Below are 241 nucleotides of genomic sequence, written 5' to 3' on the forward strand. Positions count from 1 at the left end.
TTCCTCGCCGAAGACACCCAAATGCCTTCCGGGCGGCGCTGCGTTATCAAACAACTCAAACCCGTTACCGCCAATCCCGAGATTTTCCAAACCGTAAAAGACCGATTTGCCAGAGAAGCGGCGATTTTAGAAGAACTCGGAGAAGGAAACCAGCAAATTCCGCGATTATATGCCTATTTTCCCGAAAATGGTCAATTCTATTTGGTACAAGAATGGATAGAAGGGGAAACCCTGAACAAAC

1 pseudogene is annotated in these 241 nt (G+C 46.9%); it reads left to right on the forward strand.

Annotation, left to right across the window (positions count from 1 at the left end):
* Positions 1-241, forward strand: a pseudogene (locus LKK83_RS05025) (hypothetical protein); the annotation flags it as partial.

The sequence above is a fragment of the Phormidium sp. CCY1219 genome (genome assembly GCF_035615515.1).
Lineage (GTDB): Bacteria > Cyanobacteriota > Cyanobacteriia > Cyanobacteriales > Laspinemataceae > CCY1219.